The sequence below is a fragment of the Hyphomicrobiales bacterium genome, assembly GCA_039989895.1.
In the GTDB taxonomy this organism is placed as follows: Bacteria; Pseudomonadota; Alphaproteobacteria; order Rhizobiales; family JACESI01; genus JACESI01.
This window is the reverse complement of sequence record JBDXGY010000006.1, coordinates 646,139-663,151: the sequence shown is the minus strand read 5'-3', so window position 1 is coordinate 663,151 and position 17,013 is coordinate 646,139. Positions and strand designations below refer to the sequence as shown.

At 46.5% G+C, this 17,013-nt stretch carries 17 protein-coding genes; 2 read left to right on the top strand and 15 right to left on the bottom strand.

All coding sequences use genetic code 11. From position 1 onward, the window contains the following. Nucleotides 1–6 precede the first annotated feature (6 nt). From ABJ081_09715 to ABJ081_09650, 14 genes are all read right to left on the bottom strand, one after another. On the bottom strand, nucleotides 7–684 hold the full coding sequence (locus ABJ081_09715; protein ID MEP6356949.1) for a methyltransferase domain-containing protein: 678 nt from the start codon (nucleotides 682–684) through the stop codon (nucleotides 7–9). Beyond that, entirely contained in the window at nucleotides 681–1,625 is a 945-nt protein-coding gene (locus tag ABJ081_09710) for a DMT family transporter (GenBank protein ID MEP6356948.1), read from the bottom strand. Before ABJ081_09710 ends, ABJ081_09715 begins: the two co-directional genes overlap by 4 nt. Next, entirely contained in the window at nucleotides 1,625–2,380 is a 756-nt protein-coding gene (surE, locus tag ABJ081_09705) for a 5'/3'-nucleotidase SurE (protein ID MEP6356947.1), read from the bottom strand. Before surE ends, ABJ081_09710 begins: the two co-directional genes overlap by 1 nt. A 12-nt stretch (nucleotides 2,381–2,392) precedes the next feature. Continuing rightward, the gene (gene serS / locus ABJ081_09700) at nucleotides 2,393–3,667 is read right to left on the bottom strand and encodes a serine--tRNA ligase (protein MEP6356946.1); all 1,275 of its coding nucleotides are present in this window, start codon (nucleotides 3,665–3,667) and stop codon (nucleotides 2,393–2,395) included. 60 nt (nucleotides 3,668–3,727) lie between these two features. Further along, entirely contained in the window at nucleotides 3,728–4,513 is a 786-nt protein-coding gene (gene tatC / locus ABJ081_09695) for a twin-arginine translocase subunit TatC (protein ID MEP6356945.1), read from the bottom strand. Nucleotides 4,514–4,530: 17 nt separating this feature from the next. Then, on the bottom strand, nucleotides 4,531–5,052 hold the full coding sequence (tatB, locus tag ABJ081_09690) for a Sec-independent protein translocase protein TatB (protein MEP6356944.1): 522 nt from the start codon (nucleotides 5,050–5,052) through the stop codon (nucleotides 4,531–4,533). Nucleotides 5,053–5,124: 72 nt separating this feature from the next. Further along, on the bottom strand, nucleotides 5,125–5,340 hold the full coding sequence (gene tatA, locus ABJ081_09685) for a twin-arginine translocase TatA/TatE family subunit (protein ID MEP6356943.1): 216 nt from the start codon (nucleotides 5,338–5,340) through the stop codon (nucleotides 5,125–5,127). 98 nt (nucleotides 5,341–5,438) lie between these two features. Further along, entirely contained in the window at nucleotides 5,439–6,566 is a 1,128-nt protein-coding gene (locus tag ABJ081_09680; protein MEP6356942.1) for an ABC transporter ATP-binding protein, read from the bottom strand. Between the two features lie 9 nt (nucleotides 6,567–6,575). Beyond that, the gene (gene scpB, locus ABJ081_09675) at nucleotides 6,576–7,208 is read right to left on the bottom strand and encodes an SMC-Scp complex subunit ScpB (GenBank protein ID MEP6356941.1); all 633 of its coding nucleotides are present in this window, start codon (nucleotides 7,206–7,208) and stop codon (nucleotides 6,576–6,578) included. Between the two features lie 97 nt (nucleotides 7,209–7,305). Next, nucleotides 7,306–8,145 carry a ScpA family protein gene (locus ABJ081_09670; GenBank protein MEP6356940.1) on the bottom strand — a complete coding sequence of 280 codons (840 nt, stop codon included), beginning with the start codon at nucleotides 8,143–8,145 and terminating at the stop codon, nucleotides 7,306–7,308. 37 nt (nucleotides 8,146–8,182) lie between these two features. After that, complete coding sequence (gene nagZ, locus ABJ081_09665) at nucleotides 8,183–9,199, bottom strand: beta-N-acetylhexosaminidase (protein ID MEP6356939.1); 1,017 nt, start codon at nucleotides 9,197–9,199, stop codon at nucleotides 8,183–8,185. A 36-nt stretch (nucleotides 9,200–9,235) separates the two neighbouring features. Then, complete coding sequence (locus tag ABJ081_09660; protein ID MEP6356938.1) at nucleotides 9,236–11,137, bottom strand: SPOR domain-containing protein; 1,902 nt, start codon at nucleotides 11,135–11,137, stop codon at nucleotides 9,236–9,238. A 67-nt stretch (nucleotides 11,138–11,204) separates the two neighbouring features. Further along, nucleotides 11,205–12,974 carry an arginine--tRNA ligase gene (locus ABJ081_09655; protein ID MEP6356937.1) on the bottom strand — a complete coding sequence of 590 codons (1,770 nt, stop codon included), beginning with the start codon at nucleotides 12,972–12,974 and terminating at the stop codon, nucleotides 11,205–11,207. Nucleotides 12,975–13,051: 77 nt separating this feature from the next. After that, the gene (locus ABJ081_09650; protein MEP6356936.1) at nucleotides 13,052–14,281 is read right to left on the bottom strand and encodes a deoxyguanosinetriphosphate triphosphohydrolase; all 1,230 of its coding nucleotides are present in this window, start codon (nucleotides 14,279–14,281) and stop codon (nucleotides 13,052–13,054) included. A gap of 151 nt (nucleotides 14,282–14,432) precedes the next feature. Between ABJ081_09650 and ABJ081_09645 the strand changes: the two genes are divergently transcribed. Then, nucleotides 14,433–14,783, top strand: coding sequence for an iron-sulfur cluster assembly accessory protein (locus tag ABJ081_09645; GenBank protein MEP6356935.1), 351 nt, complete (start codon nucleotides 14,433–14,435; stop codon nucleotides 14,781–14,783). 8 nt (nucleotides 14,784–14,791) lie between these two features. Then, nucleotides 14,792–15,598: an exodeoxyribonuclease III gene (xth, locus tag ABJ081_09640; GenBank protein ID MEP6356934.1), complete on the top strand. Its 807-nt coding sequence runs from the start codon at nucleotides 14,792–14,794 to the stop codon at nucleotides 15,596–15,598. An 11-nt stretch (nucleotides 15,599–15,609) separates the two neighbouring features. On the opposite strand, the gene ABJ081_09635 is transcribed toward xth, so the two are convergent. Beyond that, nucleotides 15,610–16,581, bottom strand: a complete 972-nt coding sequence (locus ABJ081_09635; GenBank protein MEP6356933.1) for a glycosyltransferase — start codon at nucleotides 16,579–16,581, stop codon at nucleotides 15,610–15,612. Nucleotides 16,582–17,013: the final 432 nt, after the last annotated feature.

Here is a 17,013-nt window from a genome sequence, read left to right as displayed (position 1 = left end):
AAAACTTTAAAGGCTGAGTGCAATTCCTGAAATGAGGGGTATAAAGCGAGCTGAACCAATATTTTTAGCTTCTAAACCAGCCTCAGTTTTTGTGTGAACCATGATATCTGCAAGCCCATTATCCTGTAATATTGGCGCGATAATTATGCCGCCAACTTTCAATTGAGCCAGCAATTCAGGTGATATTGAGCTAATCTCGGCATTGACTATGATCCGGTCGAAGCTCTCGTCATCGCCCCATCCATACTCACCGTCGCCAATTCGCGAAATAATATTTACAATTTTTAATGTTTGAAAGCGATTTGCGGCCTCATCCACCAATGTACGGAACCGATCCACCGTATAAAGTTTGCCACACAATCGCGCCAAAATAGCGCTTTGATAACCAGAACCGGTGCCTATTTCGAATACTTTAGCATCCGGTTCCACCCCTAAAGCTTTAATAATAGTAGCGATGGTGATAGGCGCGGTCTGCACCTGTCCACAAGCGATAGGCGCTGAACTAGTAGGACTTAAACCCGCTTGCACCTGCCCTGCATTTAAGAACATCCGCCGTGGCGTTGCTTCAAACTGATTAAGTAACGCGTTATCCATGATACCTTTTTCACGAATAGCCAATAAAAGCGCCATAGTCTCTTCGCTGGAAAGTGCATCATTCTTATCTGGGTTATAAATTGTATTCAAAGCATCTCCGGTTTGCTCTCGCCTGCCTTCTTGGTCCACCTATTGAAAATATCAACTGGGAATGTAGAAAGTATAACACCACCAAGAATAGTCAGAATACCAATCAAATGAAATTTTTCAAAGCTCTCGCCCAGTATAAGTACAGCAAGCCCAACGCCATAGGCGGGCAATAGATACATGAATATACCAGAGATGGCGGGGCCCGCGACTCTTATGGAATGTTGATAAGCAAGAAACGCAGCCAATGATGAAAAGATAACCAAACCCGCGATCGTTGACCAAACATCAATGCTTGTTGGTATTGGGCTAATCAAGATTATTTCCACGAAGGCAAAAGGCATCAAACATAAAGCTGCTAGCCCACTGAACATGAAAAGCATGAGGCTGTTTGAAAATTGCGTGAAGATTTTATTTTTAAAGACGACCGAATAAACAGCCCAAGCAATGGCCGCAACAACCATAGCTAAATCACCACCATTGAAATTCAATGTCGTGAGCGTTGCTATATCGCCTCGCAGCAATATGGCAGCAACACCGAGGCTCGCAAGGATAATGCCGATGCCTTCACGCGCTTTTATTCGCCGCCCTCGTGCTACCGCTTCAATCATAATAATAAAGGCTGGCGACGATAAATAGATCAGCGTTGCATTTGTCGCCGTGGTCAATGACAGCGCATAATAAACAATCGCGCCACAAATCCACATTGCTAAAAAACCCATGATGGTTGAAAGCAGCGTAATCTGCTTTACAGCTTTCCATTGGACACGCAAATCACCAAAGACGAAGGGAAAAAGAATAAGGCTGACAAGCGTCCAGCGAATGAAGGCTAAAGTCCAGGGCTCAATATTAGGTATGACCGATTTACCAAACAAAAGATTTGAGGCAAAAAACAACGGCGCAAGAAGAAGCGTACTATAGGAAATAAGGCGGGGTAATTGCATCACTCGAGTACAGAACGCAATTTTGTCAAACCTTCATGATCCGTGTAATCAGGCTTCATCGGTGTGACTGATATTTTGTTTTCCCGCAATGCCGAGACATCACTATAAAAATCAGACACAAGAGCCCCCGATTTAAATGTGAGCCAATAGTAATCTATGCCACGCCCATCCAACCGCTTTTCTGCACCCAGCTCATGATCCAGCATACCCTGTTGCACCACCTCAATGCCAGCGACATCATGCGCCGGACAATCTGGAAAGTTCACATTAATGAAAGTATTGGGATCAAATTTTGATGTTAGAAGTTTGTCCACCAGTGCAGGTCCATGGGACAGTGCCGTGCCCCAATGTACGGGGCCATCACTCTGCCAATCCACGCGCTGAGACAAAGCAATCGAGCGTATTCCCAATATCGCTCCTTCCATTGCGCCAGCAGCGGTGCCAGAATAGGTCACATCATTGGCAGCGTTTTGTCCTTGATTGACACCAGACAAAATAACATCAGGCGGCGACGGCATTAGCTCGCGAACCCCCATGATCACGCAATCTGTGGGCGTGCCACGCAGTACAAAGCTTTTTTCATCATCCTGTCGCACTCGCAACGGATGGTTCAGCGTCAATGAGTGGGCAAGCCCGCTTTGATCAGTTTCAGGGGCAACACACCACACGTCATCAGACAACTGTGCAGCAATTTTGCGCATGACGTCAAAGCCTGCCGCGTGGAAACCATCATCATTGACCAGAAGAATGCGCAAGAATAGTCGCCTTTATGAAATCAGTTCCATGCCACCCATATAGGGCTGAAGAACTTCAGGAACACGTATGCTGCCATCTTCGTTTTGATAGTTTTCTAAGACAGCTATCAAGGTGCGCCCAACCGCAAGACCGGAGCCATTGAGGGTATGACAGAATTGCGGGCGCTTTTCGCCTTCAACGCGGTAGCGCGCATTCATGCGCCGCGCCTGAAAATCACCACAGGTAGAACATGATGAAATCTCTCGATAAGTATCTTGTCCAGGCAACCAAACTTCTATGTCATAGGTTTTACGGGCGCCAAAACCCATATCGCCTGTGCAAAGCGTCATCACGCGATAATGGATGTCTAAGCGCTTCAATATTTCTTCAGCGCAACCAAGCATCCGTTCTAGTTCGGCTGCAGAGTCTTCAACCTTGGTGATGCTGACCATTTCGACTTTTGGGAATTGATGCACACGCAGCATACCGCGCGTATCACGCCCCGCAGAGCCAGCCTCGGAACGGAAACAAGGCGTAAAGGCTGTCATCCGCAAAGGCAGTTGTGCTTCATCCAAAATTTCTTCACGCACCAGATTGGTCAGTGGCACCTCAGCTGTTGGAATTAACCAACGTCCATCCGTCGTTTTAAAAGAATCTTCGGCAAATTTAGGCAATTGACCCGTGCCAAACATCACCTCGTCGCGCACCAAAATAGGTGGTGAAACTTCTGTATAACCATTCTCAGTCGTATGAAGATCGAGCATGAATTGTGCCAAGGCGCGCTCGAGGCGCGCGAGAGCGCCTTTTAAGACAACAAATCTTGAGCCAGCAAGTTTTGCGGCATTTTCAAAATCCATAATATCGAGCGCTTCGCCGATCTCATAATGCTCTTTCGGGCTAAAGTCATATGAAGGCTTCTCGCCAACAACACGATAAACGATATTATCTTCTTCTTTTAGGCCAACCGGCACATCTTCAAGCGGGATATTTGGCACACCTGCCAAAGCAGTATTCAGCGCCTGATCAAGCTCGCGCTCGACATCTTCGCCTGATTGGATGAAAGATTTAATTTCTGCCACTTTGGCGATTGCAGCTTGTGCCGCCGCCTCATCACCTGTGGCTTTGGCTTTGCCAATTTCTTTTGAGGCCGCATTACGCTGTTCTTGCGCCTCTTGTAGTTTGGTCAAATGCGTTTTGCGTTTGTTATCGAGTTCTAAGAGAATATCCGCCATAGGCCCTGCTCCACGCGCATTCAATGCGGCGTCAAGTGCCTGCGGATTATCACGGATCCACTTAATATCAAGCATGTCGGTCTAGTGCCCAATCGCTACGACAGTTGAAAGGAGTGTGGAGCAGATCAAGAGAATTTAACTCTCGATATCCTGCATATTGCGTTCGCGCTGCCGTTCCACGAACTTCACACAAAAGATGGATACTTCGTAGAGAAGGAGTGTTGGCAGTGCAAGCCCGATTTGACTCGCAGGATCAGGTGGCGTCAATACAGCCGCCGCACCAAAGGCCAGAACAATCGCATATTTGCGTTTTGTTCTCAGTCCTTCTGACGTCACAACATTAATCCTTGCCAGTAGTGTCATGACAACAGGCAACTGAAACACTAAGCCAAATGCAAAAATTAGCGTCATGATCAGACTCAAATATTCTGACACTTTTGGTTGGTTGACAATGGTCGCAACGCCTTCGCCGCCAGTTTGTTCCAGTGACAAGAAAAATGCAATCGCAAGCGGCATAACCACAAAATAGACAAGACAGGCACCAAGAACGAAGAGAATCGGTGTTGCAATCAAGAATGGATAAAATGCTGATCTTTCGTGACGGTAAAGACCCGGCGCCATAAACATATAAATCTGTGATGCTAATACGGGAAATGCCAGAAAGAGCGCCCCAAAGAAACCAATTTTAATTTGTGTAAAGAAAAGTTCCGGCAAAGCCGTAAACTGAAAAAGAGACGATTCATCACCGCGTGCACGCACATAGGGGCTAGTGAGAATATTGAAAATTTCGTCTGAAAAATAAAAACAAACGACAAAAGCAACCGCAATCGCTCCCATAGCCCGCATGAGCCTTGATCGCAGCTCTGTCAAATGTTCGACAAGCGGCGCTTTAGATTCGTCTAGGTTCTCTTCCTCAGCCATTTTTATCAATACTCATTTCAGGAAGATGTTTTGCTGGTTGTTCGCTTAGCGCGTGGTTTTTTAACACTCGCTGAAGCTGTTTTGCTGGTAGCAGCTTTACGGGCTGCGGGCTTTTTAGTTGCTGGCTTTTTGGCCACTGTTTTTTTAGCTGCCGGTTTTTTGGCTGCTGGTTTTTTTGGCGTTGATTTAGGAGCCGCAACAGCCGCACTCTTCTCAGCCGCCATCTTTTCACCAGCTTCTATGTAATCATCATCTGGCAAATCAAAAGCCCGCGCACTCTCCATATAGTCGTCGACTTCATCTTTGATGCCTTTAACCGGATTAAGGTCGTCCAGACCTTTAAGGTCATTCTTAATGTTATCAAGTTCAGTATCTTTGATAGCTTCATTGACTTGGCCTTTAAAATCACGGGCCATAGAGCGTATCTGACCAATATATTTGGCGCCACTGCGAAGCAAACCCGGCAGGTCTTTTGGACCAACCACGATGATTGCTACAACTGCAATCACCAGTATCTCTGTCATACCGATATCGAACATTTTAGCCCAGTTAGTTGGCGCTAGATGAAATAATCACTAGTCGCATTCAAGTTCTATAAGCCGGTTTATGGCTTAGCTAACTTTGGACTGATCTTTAACGTCTTCAACGACTTCTTTTGCCGTATCGTGATCGAGCGCTTTATCTGGGTCTTCTTTCAAACCCTTTTTAAAGCTGTTGATACCTTTTGCGACATCACCCATCATTTCGGAAATTTTACCTCGTCCAAAAAGAAGGACTACCAAAAGAGCAACAATTATAATTTGCCACGGACCGATTGAACCAAACATATTTTTCTCCTCTTAACACGGTGCTTACAAAAAGATTACAACAACAACCGCGCTTTTCTATGGCATAGATAGCGTCGATTAGTCATCAACTGCAATCACTAATTTGTCTTAGTGGTAAATATAAGCACTGATGCAGGATCCACAACAAATGAAACCAAATTAGATTTTAGCTTTTGTCTAGCAGGTATTTTGAACTTCAAAGGAGCGCGATCTCCGTCAACAAGTACAGAAATCAGCCGTTTGTCGCCTGCAAAACGCTCTGACAAGACACGCCCGTGCGCCAAACCGTCTTTCTCATCGACATCTTTGACGTCTACGCCTTCGATCCGAATAAATACATCTACTTTAGTACCATTACCAAACCCAGGGGCAGCAAATTGTCCCAGTGGCGTTGTCACGCTACCGCGTTCCACAACACAAGAGAACGAATTCAACCCGCCAAAGAAGCCTGCAACGAAGCCATTTGCAGGGCGTAAATAAAGATCTTCAGACGTGCCAACCTGCTCAATTTTACCATCTCGCATGAGGGCAACACGATCGCCTAAATAAAGCGCTTCTTCGGGGTCATGGGTCACAATAATACTGGTTGCAAGTGTTTCCCGCAGCACTGACATTGTCTCCTCGCGCACTTTTTCGCGCAAAACCGTATCAAGACCTGAGAATGGCTCATCAAACAGTAATACCTGCGGGCGTGGTGCGATAGCTCTGGCGAGGGCCACGCGTTGTTGTTGTCCTCCAGACAACATATGCGGAAATGCATCTGCATAATCACTCATGCGTACTCGCCCTAGTGCCTGGCGCGCCACAATCTGTGCCTCTTCTGTACTGATCGCCGTCAGGCCAAACATCACATTTTTCAAAATACTGAGATGCGGAAACAAGGCATAGTCCTGAAAAACCAGACCAACACGGCGTTTTTCCGGCGGCACATGGACATTTGGCCCGCACATTTCCTTGCCATTAATGCGCACAATGCCGGAAGTCTGTGTCTCAATGCCAGCCGCGATGCGCAAAAGCGTCGTTTTACCACAACCGGATTCACCAAGGAGGCAAACAGTTTCACCCGGCTTTATCTTTAGAGAGACATCACTCAGTGCAGGCACATCGCCAAAATTACGAGAGATATTTTCAAAAGACACGCTGCCAGCAAAGGTCGCGCCAGCGGCGCCGCGACGCGGTTCACTATCAGACAGAGTAACTTTGCTTTTACGAAAAAGACGGTTCATACGTCCCTTCTAAGCCTCTTCGTCCTCAGCAATCAAGTCCGCCATCATAAGAAGATCGTCATCATCAAGCGGTTCTTCGTCTTCCTGCAAAGCATCATCGTCATTTGGCAAGGGCATTTTGAAACTTGCAGGCATAGCGCTATCCAAAAGACCCGCGCCCTTTAATTCATCAAGACCAGGGAGATCAGACACGCCTTCCAACATGAAATGATCAAGGAATCCGGGTGTTGTTCCATAAGTTACAGGCCGGCCCGGTGATCGGCGGCGTCCACGCATCCGCACCCATGTCGTTTCCATCAAAACATCGAGTGTACCTTTGCTGATAGAAACGCCACGAATTTCTTCAATTTCTGCCCGTGTTACTGGTTGATGATAAGCTATGATTGCAAGCGTTTCCAACGCTGCTTTCGAAAGCTTGCGGCTTTCAACAGCTTCCCGTTGCAGTAAAAATGATAGATCATCCGCAGTACGAAATGCCCAGCCACCTGCCACAGAAACCAGATTAATGCCCCTGCTCGAATAGTGTCTCTTCAATTCACAAACAAGCATCTCTACGTCTGTGCCTTCTGGTAGACGTGATGCAAGCGCATGGCTACTTACTGGATCTGCTGACGCAAATAAAATAGCTTCTATAATCCGCATATTATGACGTTCATCATCATGCAGTTCTGCGGGCTCCGATTGCTGAAAAGGGATGACGACGCCTGTAGTTTCTCCGTTATCTGTCTCTTGGTCTTTATCAGACATCACGTTCTCCTTGTGCTTCGCTAGCCTTATTCTCATCACTCGTCTCTTTTGATCTTAGATAAAGAGGCGCGAAGGCTTCGGATTGACGCAATTGTAATGCGCCTTCACGCACAAGCTCAAGACTCGCAGAAAAACTGCTGGCCAAAACAGAGGCGCGTTGCTCAGGTTCCACTAGATACTTTATCAAATAGTCATCAAGACACGCCCATTCTTTGGTCGTACCGATGAGACGTTGTAGCGTTTCTCGTGCCTCTTGCAGCGACCAAACCTTGCGCTTGGTTATATGAACGATAGAAACTGATTGTCGCTGACGCTGTGCGGCATAGGCCGTCAAAAGATCATAAAGCGTCGCAGTAAATGTGCTTTTTTTGATCACTTCAACGGCTTCAGGAGCGCCTCTTGCAAAGACATCTTGCCCCAAACGATTGCCGTTCATTAAAGACGCAGCTGCATTGCGCATTGCTTCAAGCCTTTTGAGGCGAAAAGCTAGAATTTGCGCGAGTTCTTCGCCACTTTCTTCTTCTTCATCTTCTGGAACAGGAAGAAGTAGCTTGGATTTTAAAAAGGCAAGCCACGCCGCCATTACAAGATAATCAGCGGCAAGCTCAAGCCGCATATCGCGCACTTTATCAATAAAAGTGAGATATTGCTCAGCAAGCATTAAAATTGAAATTTTAGAAAGATCGACTTTTTGCGTGCGCGCAAGAGATAACAATAAATCAAGCGGCCCCTCAAAACCATCGACATCAATGACAAGAGCATCACTGGACGGTTTTTCAGTCAAAAGATCGGGACGAACATCCTCTTCCCAATTGATATTTTCATCAGCCATAAATTCACCTATTTCAGCAAATCATGATGGCGATAGCTCACAGCTTTGAGATCAGTGCCTTAAGTTCTTCATGTCCTGCAACGACATCGAAGGCTTCAGGTTTTTTTCTCTCATCCAGTGCTTTAATAGCTCGCTCAAGGGCCATTCCCTCAATCGCTGGTGTTTTTTCTGCAACGCTACGCATTTCATCTAATTTGCCGTTGCAGTGAAGCACAAAATCACAGCCTGCGGCAAAGCATGCCTCAACTCTGGTGCCGATTTCCCCATGAAGTGCATTCATTGACACATCATCAGACATCAAAAGCCCCTGAAAACCGATTAATTCACGAATTACATCGCGAATCACCGTCTTCGACGTGGAACAGGGTGCAGTCTCATCAAGCGCTGTGTAGACAACATGTGCTGTCATCGCCATAGGCAAATGATTGAGTTTCTTGAATGGGTGAAAGTCTATCGCCTCCAAATCGGCGCGCGAAGCATCGACCACGGGCAGCTCATGGTGACTATCTGCTCCTGCGCGTCCATGTCCAGGAATATGCTTGATTACCGGCAAAACACCACCAGAGAGTAATCCAGATGCGGCTAAAGCACCCAAATGAGCAATAAGGTTAGGATCGCGCCCATAGGCTCGATCACCAATCACATCATGAGCGCCAGGTACGGGCACATCAAGCACAGGCAAGCAATCAGCATCCACGCCCACTTCAATCAAATCATGCGCGATTAAACGGGCCGCCAACCATACGGCGCGTTCTCCAAATTCTGGTTGAATTGCATAAAGGTCGGCAAATGCTTGCCCAGTTGGATATTTGGGCCAAATAGGTGGACCAAGGCGTTGCACGCGCCCGCCTTCTTGGTCGATGAATACAGGAGCTTGTGGCGCATCTGCTGCATCACGCAGAGCTGCTGTCAATTCAAGTATTTGTTGCTTACTTTCGCAATTCCGTTTGAAAAGAATAAAGCCCCATGGCTTTTGCTCACCCAAAAATACTTTTTCATCTGCGCTCAACGTGAGACCGGCGCAGCCACATATGAAGGCTTTTTGAGAAGTCATTTAAGTCTTTAATCCGTTTGTTACGTCAATAAACACTTAGCTTCGGCTCACAATACAATCACCACCAGCTGCTTTTAAATTCTCACATAGCGAGATCGCCTCACTTCGCGAATTGAATTTTCCAACTTGCAGCCTATGAAAAATACCCCGAGCCCCAAGGTCAGCGCGTTTTACAATGGGTGAATATGATGAAAGCACAGAGAAACGTCTCTGCAAGCCTCTGAAAGCCGTGCGGGCCTGATCTGCTGATCTTTGAGAAGACAGTTGCACAACAAAACCACCGCTTGAGCTTGTCTGTGGTGCGCTTGCCGCTGGTGAACTGGCACGCTGTGTCTGGCTCGATGGTCTAAGTGCGATCGGCTCGTTAGACGCTGTGGGCGTCGTTGCCCTTGGTGCAGGCTGTGTGTTTTGCACACGTGCAGTCGTTATTCTTTTTACCCGTGGAATCGGTGGAGTGGGCGCAAAATCTTGAGGAGAAAAAGTGGCTGCAGGCTCATTTGATTCAATAGGTTGCGATACTTCTTCTGTTTCAACAACGCGCGGGATTAAATTATCCTGATCAGGCGCAACGATAGACGTTGGTGGGGCCGTTTCTGGTGTCGCGGTATCTGGTGTCGCGGTATCTGGAGTCGGCGTATTTAGTGCAACAGTAGTGGTCTTCGGTGTTTTTGTTTCTGGCACGATAGAGCCATCAGGACGAATGACGACAGTACGGACACTCCGCGGCCCTTTAGGCGGTGTTGTTGAAGAGATAGGCGCATCACTTGATAAGCCAGGCAAGACAACGCGCGGCGTTGATTTTTCTACATCATCACCCACCCCAACAATTAAACTTTCAGAACTATCAACTAAATCACCTGTGGTATCTTGATTTTTTTCTGAACCTGATATGGCCTCATAAACCGTTCTATCTTGGTTAGGGATAGTCTTACCACCTGGATCAGTTGGCTTGACGCGCACTGGTTCATCGCTGGCAGCAACGACAATATCTGAATCACCGTTTCCACCTATACCAAAAGCATAATATGCAGCACTGCCGCCAATGACAGCAATCAGCAAAACCGCTGCCACAGCCAATAATGACCTACCGCGGTTAGAGTGTGCTTCATCCTCTAAGTCATATGAAAAATGCTCATTTTCAGAATCAAGATTGATCTCATCCAATGGATCAATATCGCCTCCCACTCCTTTGAAGGCATCAACAGAAACGCTAACTGATGAATCTACTGGAGCACCATCTATAAGCCCGCCTGATGAAGGTGTAGCACCCTGTGTTACAGAGGCAAATTCAGCATCAAAAAAACTATCGAGATTATAAGCTTCTTCTATCGCATTCGGTTGCGGAACATCCTTAGTAAGTTCGTCTGTTATGGTCGCAGTATTCAGTGCTTCTGTTGTTGCAACAGAAGCAATACTTGGGTTTTCCATAGCTGGTTGCGATCCGGCCAATTCTTCAGGCTTAGCAATGGAGCTCACCTCATCTGCACCAACAGTATTCAGTGGTGAAGGAGCAATTTCATTCACAATATCATCTAGATTAACTTCTTCACTAGCGGTGTTTGAGAGCGCAATCTCTGGATCACGCTGAAGTTCATTAAACAATTCTTCTTCTAGCTGAATTCCAAGCTCCGCCTCCAGCTCGTTTGGCGGCGCTTCGGCTTTGGGATCATCTTGCACCGATGAGGACATAAAGTCAGGCAATTCAACTTCTTTGACATCACCGACAAGAGAGGCTGCATCAACCGGGTTACTCGGTTGTTCAGAAGCAATGTCAGCCTGAAAAGGCGACCCCAAATCTATAGGTTTATTCTCAGACGGATCGGAGATTTCACCAAATACACTACCTGCACTTACAATACGCGCCAATTCTGCCAATGGGTCTTCTTTGACGCTTTCATCGATTGGCGCATTAGCATCTTTAGATGACTGTTCTGACATGCCTATTCCTGAATATTTCTCAACTGGCCTTCACAAAACTAATGCAAAAACATTCGAAAAGCAAAAACTAGCGCATTTCCTGAGGAGCAGAAACACCCATTATGGAAAGCCCTGCCGCAATAACATTACTCACAGCAGAAACCATCGCCAGTCTTGCACAGGTTAATTCTCTGTCATTGTCATTAATAAATCGTAAGTCTGGCTGATCTTTTCCAATGTTCCAATGACTATGGAAGCTACTGGCAAGTTCATATAAATAAAAGGCGATTCTGTGCGGCTCTTTAGAATCAACCGCCGTTTCCAAAATTCTTGGAAAGGCTGCCATTTTTTGTATAAGAGCAACCTCGGATTTGTGTTCAAGACGATTGAGGCCCTCAAGACTGATTGCGTCCCAATCCTTACTAACTATCCCTGCGCGTTCCTCGGCCATCTTAAATACAGAATGCGCTCGCGCATGGGCATATTGCACATAAAATACCGGATTATCCTTTGATTGCTCAGTCACTTTTGCAAAATCGAAGTCAAGCGGCGCGTCACTCTTTCGATAAAGCATCATAAAACGCACCGCGTCGCGGCCCACCTCTTCCACCACATCGCGCAATGTGACGAGGTTGCCAGATCGTTTGGACATTTTAACCGGCTCACCCTCTCGCATCAGCTTGACCAACTGACACAAAAGGACTGAAAGCTTGGCCTCATCACCAGCAATCGCCTTCGCCACCGCACCAAGGCGTTTGACGTAACCACCGTGGTCAGCACCCAAAATATACAACATGTCTTGAAAACCGCGCTCATATTTATCGCGGAAATAAGCAACATCAGCGGCAAAATAAGTGTAGTCGCCATCGGATTTTTTGAGTGGACGATCTATATCATCACCAAAATCTGTGGCTCGTAATAAAGTCTGTGGACGATCTTCCCAATCTTCGGGTAATTGTCCTTTTGGCGGCGGTAACGTTCCCACATAAATAAGATCGCGCGACGCAAGGCTTGCCAATGTTTCGTCAATCAAGCTTGAGCCTTGTGGTCTTGCCGCATGAAGCGTGCGCTCGGAGAAGAAAGCGTCATGGCGCACATTAAGCTGAGCCAAATCTTCGCGGATCAATTCCATCATGGCATCAATAGCCGCATCGCGAATAATCGGCAGCCACTCAGCTTCCGACATATTTTTGAGTGCTTCGCCGTGTTCTTCAGCCAGTTTTGCTGCAATCGGCTTGAGATAATCTCCCGGATAAAGGCCTTCAGGAATCTCGCCAATATTTTCGCCCAGTGCCTCACGGTAACGCAAATGAACCGAGCGCGACAAAACATCAATCTGCACGCCAGCATCATTGATATAATATTCTTTGGTGACATCATGTCCCGCGAAGCTAAGTAAATTGGCAATCACATCACCAACAACCGCACCACGACAATGGCCCACATGCATTGGACCTGTTGGATTGGCTGACACATATTCTACGTTTACCTTGCGCGGTGTCTCCACATAGTTCGCACCATATTTTTGACCCGCTTTCAAAATCTCAGCTAAATGCGCCACCCAAAAACTTGGGTTAAGGCGAATATTCACAAAACCAGGCCCCGCAACCGATACCTCAGCCACATCACCATCTAACCGTAATTGTTCTGCAAGCTGTTCTGCTAAATCGCGTGGTTTTAGCCCAAGAGGTTTAGCCAGAACCATCGCAACATTTGTTGCAAGATCGCCGTGGGCTGCATCACGTGGCGGTTCAACCACAACGCGGGAAAAATCTACATTCGCCCAATCAACACCGTCAATTGACAATGCATGAGCAGCAACGACTACTCTCTCTTGAAACAGGCTGAATATGTTCATCGAAAGTCCTTATGTCTTATTATGGCTTTATCATTGCAAGGCACGAAGCTTGACAACAGAAAAACCCTCGCCCGCGCCTAACTTAAATCTGGCGTAACGTCAAATAGCCGGTGATGCTCTTGAAGTGCAAAACGGTCTGTCATACCGGCCACATAGTCACAAACCAAACGTGGCAAGACATCTAAGTCCGACAACGGCTCACCCCACTCATTTGCCATAAGCGTTGGGTCATTGAGATAACGGTCGAATAGATTGCCGACAATAATCTCCGCATTATCCCGCACTGCCAGCACCTTGGGTGTGCGATACATATGCTCAAACAAAAAGGATTTAATGGCCCGCTCAGCCAGTATCATATCTTTTGAAAAAGCAACCATCACCCTACCCGCACGGCGCACATCATCCGCCGAAGTTGGCTGAAGAGCAGCAAGATTGGATTGCGTGGTCATAATAACATCTTCAATTAAGCGCGTTATCAGGCGGCGGACGAGTTCATGGGTGGTGCGTGTTTTATCCAGTTTGGGATAAAGCTCCCTAACCTCTTTCAAGATATCACCCACAAGAGGCACATCGCTCAAATCATCAAGCGTAAAAACACCTTCCCGCAATCCATCATCAATATCATGAGCATCATAGGCGATGTCATCAGCAATCGCGGCTGATTGAGCTTCAATACTGGCATATGTATTCAGCATTAAATCATGGCTTTTAGAATAAACTTGAATGGCGTGCGGTAATCCATCGTCTGCATATTTGCCAATGCTTGCGCCACTCGCATTGAGCAACGGGCCATTGTGTTTCACAATACCTTCAAGCGTTTCCCAAGAAAGATTCAACCCGTCAAAGGTCGCATAGCGTTTCTCTAGCGCTGTAACAATGCGCAGGGTTTGTGCATTATGTTCAAATCCATCGTAATCCACCATAGATCGAGCCAAGGCATCTTCACCCGCATGACCAAAGGGTGTGTGACCTAAATCGTGCGCTAAGGCCAAGGCTTCCGCTAAGTCTTCATCCACCCGTAAAGCCCGTGCAATAGATCGCGCCACTTGCGCCACTTCTATCGTGTGAGTTAATCGAGTACGAAAATGATCACCCTCATGATAAATAAACACTTGGGTTTTATGTTTCAAACGCCGAAAAGCAGTTGAATGAACCACGCGGTCGCGGTCGCGCTGTGAAGGAGTACGTGTTGGACTGGCAGGTTCAGAAATTAATCGTCCACGGCTGTTTTGAGGATCACAGGCATAGGATGCGCGATATTCGCCCCCAAAGCCAACTGTCTCGAAAGGAACACCGCTATTATTCAAGCTCAGCCTCTATCATTCTCATTCATCAACGCAATCTTTGATCACCGTATCGAGCAGATTATCGCAAATGCTATTTGACACTGCTTATTGTTGTCCCTAACTATCAAGTTAAGAACAGCGTAATCTAAATTTGAACCATATAGAGATTCTCGTGCCAGAACCATCATCATCACCATCATCCAATATCACATTAAGTGCCAGTGCTGCTAAACGAATTGCTACTATTCTCAGTGAGGAAACTCAAGGAACCGCGCTACGCATCAGCGTAGAAGGTGGCGGCTGTTCTGGCTTTTCATATAAATATGATCTGGACAAAGAACGCCAAGACAATGACCTTGTTTTAGAACGTGATGATGCTGTTGTGTTTATCGATGATGTATCCGTCCCGTTTCTTGAAGGCTCCGAAATAGATTTTGTGGATGATGTCATCGGTCAATCGTTCCAAATCCGCAATCCAAACGCCACTGCCTCGTGCGGATGCGGCACAAGCTTCACGATCTAGGCACATCAATGAAAATAGCAACGTGGAATATCAACGGCGTCAAAGCTCGTATTGAGGCTCTTGAAGCATGGCTCAAAGAGGCAGAGCCTGATATCGCCTGCTTGCAGGAAATCAAAAGCCAAGACGAAGGCTTTCCACGTGAACGCTTGGAGACGCTGGGTTATAATGTGGAAACCCATGGCCAAAAAGGGTTTAACGGCGTGGCGCTCCTGTCCAAATTACCTTTTGAAGAAGTAAACCGTCGCCTGCCGGGCGATGATAGTGACGAACAGGCTCGTTTTATTGAAGGTGTATTTTCTCTGCCCAATGGTCCTTTGAGCGTCTCATCGCTCTATTTGCCAAATGGCAATCCGGTGGAAAGCGAAAAGTACCCCTATAAGCTAAACTGGATGGCGCGCCTTCAGGCATGGACCGAGGCACGTTTAAAACTGGAAGAGCCTTTCATTTTGGCCGGCGATTATAATGTTATACCTGAGCCAAAAGATTGCCACGCCCCTGATGCATGGCAAGGTGACGCTCTGTTTCGTCCTGAAACCGATAGTGCTTATAAAGCGCTTTTAAATCTCGGGCTGACTGAGGCGCTTCGTTCCGTCACGGATGAGGCGGAAACCTATACATTTTGGGATTATCAAGCCGGTGCTTGGCCAAAAAACAATGGCATTCGCATTGACCATCTTTTGATGTCGCCAGAGGCCGCGCCAAACCTCATCGGTTGCGCCATCGATAAACACACTCGCGGCTGGGAAAAGCCATCGGATCATGTACCTATATGGATTGATTATGATGAGCTCGCTAAGAGGCACAAAGCAGCTTAACAGCGCATAGATTATGATCCTGTAATGTTGCGGTAGGGCTCAACTTGTGTTCCAAATAAGGCATCCCAAAAACCTAAAACCTCCATCATATTTCTTTTGGCTTTATATTTCATCCGCATGGCTTTTTTTGGGGTCACGATGGACAATGGATAAGACAACAAAACGTATATCGTTCCACGCATGAAACGCCTTAAAGATCTTAGACCATAACGAGAGATAAGCTCGAATAGCTTATTTCTTTTTTTCGAAACTATTACCAAGGTTGACCATACCCTGCGGCGGCGCTCTAATTGCCAGACCATTTCCAAACGCTCTTTCGGCACATCTTCTCTCACAATGGCATCATCAACCCATTGGATCTTCCCACCTAGGTCCGTTAGCGCATAGAAAAAATCCGTATCCTCGCCTCCCGTATACCTAAAAAAAGGGTCAAACTGTAATTCTTTTTGGTGTTTTGAATACCAAGCTACTTGCAAGAGTGTGTTGTTGGTTGCTGCCTTCTCTAGACTATCGCCTCTGGGAATAGTCTCCATAACAGGCCTTTTCAGAAACACAGGGATTTCATCAGGGTAGATATATCGAACAGGCCCGGTCAACACTTCGCAATCCATCTCTAAGGTGGCCCGGCGCATTGCTTCCAACCAGCCTTCTTCCAAGGTTTCATCATCATCGATGAAAGCCGCCCATTCTGCCTCTTTTGATAAACAAAAATTAAGACCTGTTTGGCGCGCAAATGATATACCGATATTGGTTTCCAATAGATAATGCATCGGAATATCAGGAAACTTTTCGCACAGTTTTGCAACTATATTCTCACAATGGTTTTCACTATCATTTTCAATAATGATAATGAAATCATCATGGTCTGAGGATTCTATCTGTTCGATAACCGATAAAAGGCAGTTCTTGAGCATCAAGGGCCGCTGCCTGGTGCAGATCATAAAACCAATCGCCCCTTGTTTGGCCTTCTCGGTCTGGGTCATTCAAGCTCCAAAATTTCAGGTCACATGATAGTCTCAATAAAATAAAAGACCTTTTATACTAATTTATACTAATTTATACTAATTCAAAGTTTTGACAGGAACACAATATCTTTATTTCAATATAGTCAGGTTGAAATTACGTGGAGCAGCCCTTCTAAAAACCGTTAGACAGCTAGCAATCTATTTTTGTCTTGCAATAGGCATCCATCCACTTTTGTGCTGTGCCAAGAGCTTTTTTGCGCTCTTTCACATCAGCCACAGAGAACGCTTACTCATGAAACGATTGAACCCCATTCGGGCGCATGAGGAGAGCACATTGGTGAGCTATCGTCAGCCATTACAGAACGGCAAAAAGTGAATTGGTGGAAGTGGGCGATTATACCTGCATTAAAACGAATGAAGGATTACGCGAAGCGCGATGTGAATTTGTGC

Bases quoted from the DNA above. Each gene is read 5' to 3' on its own strand.
- ABJ081_09655 (MEP6356937.1), bottom strand. From the start codon at position 12,974: ATGAACATATTCAGCCTGTTTCAAGAGAGAGTAGTCGTTGCTGCTCAT.
- ABJ081_09660 (MEP6356938.1), bottom strand. From the start codon at position 11,137: ATGTCAGAACAGTCATCTAAAGATGCTAATGCGCCAATCGATGAAAGC.
- tatB (MEP6356944.1), bottom strand. From the start codon at position 5,052: ATGTTCGATATCGGTATGACAGAGATACTGGTGATTGCAGTTGTAGCA.
- tatC (MEP6356945.1), bottom strand. From the start codon at position 4,513: ATGGCTGAGGAAGAGAACCTAGACGAATCTAAAGCGCCGCTTGTCGAA.
- scpB (MEP6356941.1), bottom strand. From the start codon at position 7,208: ATGCGGATTATAGAAGCTATTTTATTTGCGTCAGCAGATCCAGTAAGT.
- ABJ081_09680 (MEP6356942.1), bottom strand. From the start codon at position 6,566: ATGAACCGTCTTTTTCGTAAAAGCAAAGTTACTCTGTCTGATAGTGAA.
- tatA (MEP6356943.1), bottom strand. From the start codon at position 5,340: ATGTTTGGTTCAATCGGTCCGTGGCAAATTATAATTGTTGCTCTTTTG.
- ABJ081_09670 (MEP6356940.1), bottom strand. From the start codon at position 8,145: ATGGCTGATGAAAATATCAATTGGGAAGAGGATGTTCGTCCCGATCTT.
- ABJ081_09635 (MEP6356933.1), bottom strand. From the start codon at position 16,581: ATGACCCAGACCGAGAAGGCCAAACAAGGGGCGATTGGTTTTATGATC.
- xth (MEP6356934.1), top strand. From the start codon at position 14,792: ATGAAAATAGCAACGTGGAATATCAACGGCGTCAAAGCTCGTATTGAG.
- serS (MEP6356946.1), bottom strand. From the start codon at position 3,667: ATGCTTGATATTAAGTGGATCCGTGATAATCCGCAGGCACTTGACGCC.
- ABJ081_09710 (MEP6356948.1), bottom strand. From the start codon at position 1,625: ATGCAATTACCCCGCCTTATTTCCTATAGTACGCTTCTTCTTGCGCCG.
- nagZ (MEP6356939.1), bottom strand. From the start codon at position 9,199: ATGACTTCTCAAAAAGCCTTCATATGTGGCTGCGCCGGTCTCACGTTG.